The 2,986-nt window shown below is 61.2% G+C and carries 2 protein-coding genes; both read right to left on the bottom strand.

Translation table 11 applies throughout. The features are described from left to right. Positions 1–7: 7 nt before the first annotated feature. Positions 8–2,083 (bottom strand): recombinase family protein, encoded by a 2,076-nt coding sequence (locus tag IVA82_RS41380; RefSeq protein WP_247387074.1) that lies wholly within the window; start codon positions 2,081–2,083, stop codon positions 8–10. 270 nt (positions 2,084–2,353) lie between these two features. Beyond that, a complete protein-coding gene (locus IVA82_RS41375) occupies positions 2,354–2,887 on the bottom strand; it encodes a helix-turn-helix domain-containing protein (protein WP_247493877.1) in 534 nt (177 codons plus the stop codon). Positions 2,888–2,986: the final 99 nt, after the last annotated feature.

The following is a 2,986-nucleotide window of genomic DNA, read 5'->3' as shown; positions in this document are numbered from 1 at the left end:
GAGTGTTTCATACTGCACCTTGTTCTGGCGATTGCGCGGCGATGGAGATGAGCCGGGCCGCGCGGGCGTCGCGCCCTCCGCAGCCTTTGAGTATGGTCTGCTGTGCGGGCAGCGTCCACAGGCCACGATTCAAATGGTCACTACAGCATTTTGTGATCAGCCCCTGACGGCCCCACTCGTACACGGTGGTTTTAGAGACGCCAAACCTGGCAGCGACCTCGCGTGTAGTGAGCATGCCACGGCCGCGTAGCCGCTCGTGTCGGCTCGCCAATTTGTAGGCATATCGGATGAAGGCGACCTTCTTCAGGTTGAAGGGCTCGCTTTCCCAGGTGCGCCACCCGTCACGGTTCAGGATGTCGGCAATCTCACGGTCGCAGTGCTGCTCGAGTAGCTTATCGACCGTCGCGACGAGTTCTGGTTTGAACTTGCGGATCTGGGCGATCGGCAATGGGCGATCGAGCACCAAGGTACGCGTAGCCCCGCCGCACATACGCACATGGGCTGTGATCGTCTCCGATTTGATCAAGGTTACGTCGTCAATGAGCAGGCGTACGATGCGTTTGCGCTCGCGGGAATCAACGCGCGGGTCATTCCAGATTTGCGGCAGCTGTTCGGCGAGACCGAGAATACGTCGGCGAGCCTCGGCACTAAGTGTCGCAGCCTGTTGCTTGCTTCGGCGCTCGTATTCCTCGACGGCCTCTGCGTGAAGACGCAGCTTTCCGTTCCAATCCGCCTCGAGGGTATCGGCGACGAGGCGGTTGTCGGGGTCGACCTTCATGTAGCGCCGACGCGCCAGCTCGGCTTCATATTGCATCCGCTCGACATGTTGGCGGCGCGCCGCATCGGTCTCGGCGGCGCGCGCCTCGAGCTCGCGCTGAACTTCCAAAGTGACCGCCAGCGTCATCGGTGTCATCAGTTCGATCATCAGGGCCGCTACCGCTGCATCGACGAGCTTGCCGGGAACTGATTGGCACGTCCATCCCGCGCGGCGTGTCGCGTTTGCCTGGCAGAGATAGGTCGGGACAATGCGACCGTGCTCCTGGCTGTAGCGCACACTCATGCGTTCGCCACATAGACCGCACAGGACGCGACCTTGGAGTAACGCGGGGCCCTCGCGGGCCGGCCCCGACAGACGCTCGCCACCGAAGGCACGGGCGTTATCCGCGAGCCGACGCTGATTGGTCTCGAAGCAGTCCCAGTCGATGTAGCCCTGATTGCCAGGCATGACGAACTGCCAGTCTGCCCTGGCAACCTTAACGACACTGGTGCCACCATCGGGCCGGTGGCGTGTGCGCGTGCGGCCATACGCGAATGCGCCGGCGTAGCGCGGATTGTGCAGAACCTGCAGGATGCGCGAATGCTGCGGTGGCGCCCACAAGAGTTCGCCCTTGTTTGACCCGGTAAGCAGTCGACGCGGGAACATGAGGCCCTGCTCCCGGAAGAATCGGACTGTCTGGACAGCACTTCCGGTCCGATCGAATGTCTCGAAGACCAAGCGTATGGCGCGCTGCACCTGCATGTCGGGATCAAGGCCAAGTGTTCCCTCGGCCATGTAAACCAAGCCGACCGGCGGCCGCATCTCGAGCTCGCCACGCTTAGCCTTGTTGAGTTGACCACCGCGCATGCGCGCCTTGAGGATGTGCAGTTCGGCCTCGCTCATTGTGCCTTTGAGGCCGAGCAGCAGGCGATCGTTGAAGGCGGCTGGATCGTAGATTCCATCTTCGTCAACAATGAGCGTCGCCGTCAATGCGCACAACTCGATGAGGCGATGCCAGTCCGCCGAGTTGCGAGCAAGACGCGAGACTTCGAGACCCATGACAATCCCAGCCTTACCGAGCGCCACCTCGCTCACGAGTTGCTGGAAGCCATCGCGTGCTGCTGCATTCGATCCGGATTTACCAAGATCGCGATCGATGACATGGATGCGCTCGATCGGCCAGCCCGCCGCGACCGCCCGATCACGCAACGCGTATTGACGCTTCGTACTCTCGCCGTGCTCGGCAACCTGGCGAAGCGTCGATTGGCGAACATAAAGATAGGCGTCACGCTCGAGATGGTCGGCGGTGACCTTGAGTTCAGGCATGGACGGGCTCCATTGCGATGGCGACGAGGATGCCGGCGACAAGACGAGTGATGTCGCTTGTTGCCGGTGCTGGGTCGTGCGGGGTTGAGGGCGTGAGCCGATAATCGGAGCAGGCCACCTCGATAGGGGGCTCCTGCCCGAGTGCTCGAATCCATTCCGCCACACCTCGGCGGTGGAGAATGCCGAGACCGGGACAAGCCGCGCCCCCGCCGCGCAATACCGCGGCGCGCAACGTCTCGTAGCGCTCCGTGGTGTTCGACGGCGCGACGATCAGGCTGGATTGATTCGTTTTTTTTTGCGCGCCAGCGCCCGTTCCAGGCTGCGCCGGTGTACCTTGATTCCGAACCGCGTTTCGATCGCACCGACACAATGCGAAGTCGTCAGAGCCGGGCTTGCGGTTTTGAGATCGGCAACGAAGGCAACTACCTCGGTGGAGATCTTGTGGCCGCCCCTGGGACCGCGTCTGCTCGGCAGCAGACCAGCAAGACCAGTCGTCTGCAGCGCGTTCTGGGCCTTGTAGAAGGTCGGCCGGGTGACGCCGAACTCCTCGGCAGCATCGCTGATTGCAATGCCGTCGACCTGGTGGCGCCGCACCATCTCGTAGCGCACTTGGACCAGGTCTTTGGCATCGAAGAATGGATTGCCGGTGAACAAGTCGTCGCGCACGGCTTCGGGATTGGGATTGAGCACGCCGTCCTGCGACAGCGCTTCGCTCTTCGGGTCTGGCTTTTTTGCCTTTGCCATGGGCGGCCCTGATAAAACGTAAATATAAATATGCCTCAATATATTGCGTGTCAATCGCAAATCTGACGCAACATGAAGGAATGTTTGCAGCTATAACCCTATAGGTTGCCCTGCCATGGCAGCGTGTAGGCGTCATTTCGTTTACATATGAGGCCTAAT

The sequence above is a fragment of the Bradyrhizobium sp. 142 genome (genome assembly GCF_023074015.1).
Lineage (GTDB): Bacteria > Pseudomonadota > Alphaproteobacteria > Rhizobiales > Xanthobacteraceae > Bradyrhizobium.
The sequence above is the reverse complement of the archived record's forward strand: the minus strand, read 5'-3'. Positions and strand labels throughout refer to the sequence as shown.

Bases quoted from the DNA above. Each gene is read 5' to 3' on its own strand.
- IVA82_RS41380 (WP_247387074.1), bottom strand. From the start codon at position 2,083: ATGCCTGAACTCAAGGTCACCGCCGACCATCTCGAGCGTGACGCCTAT.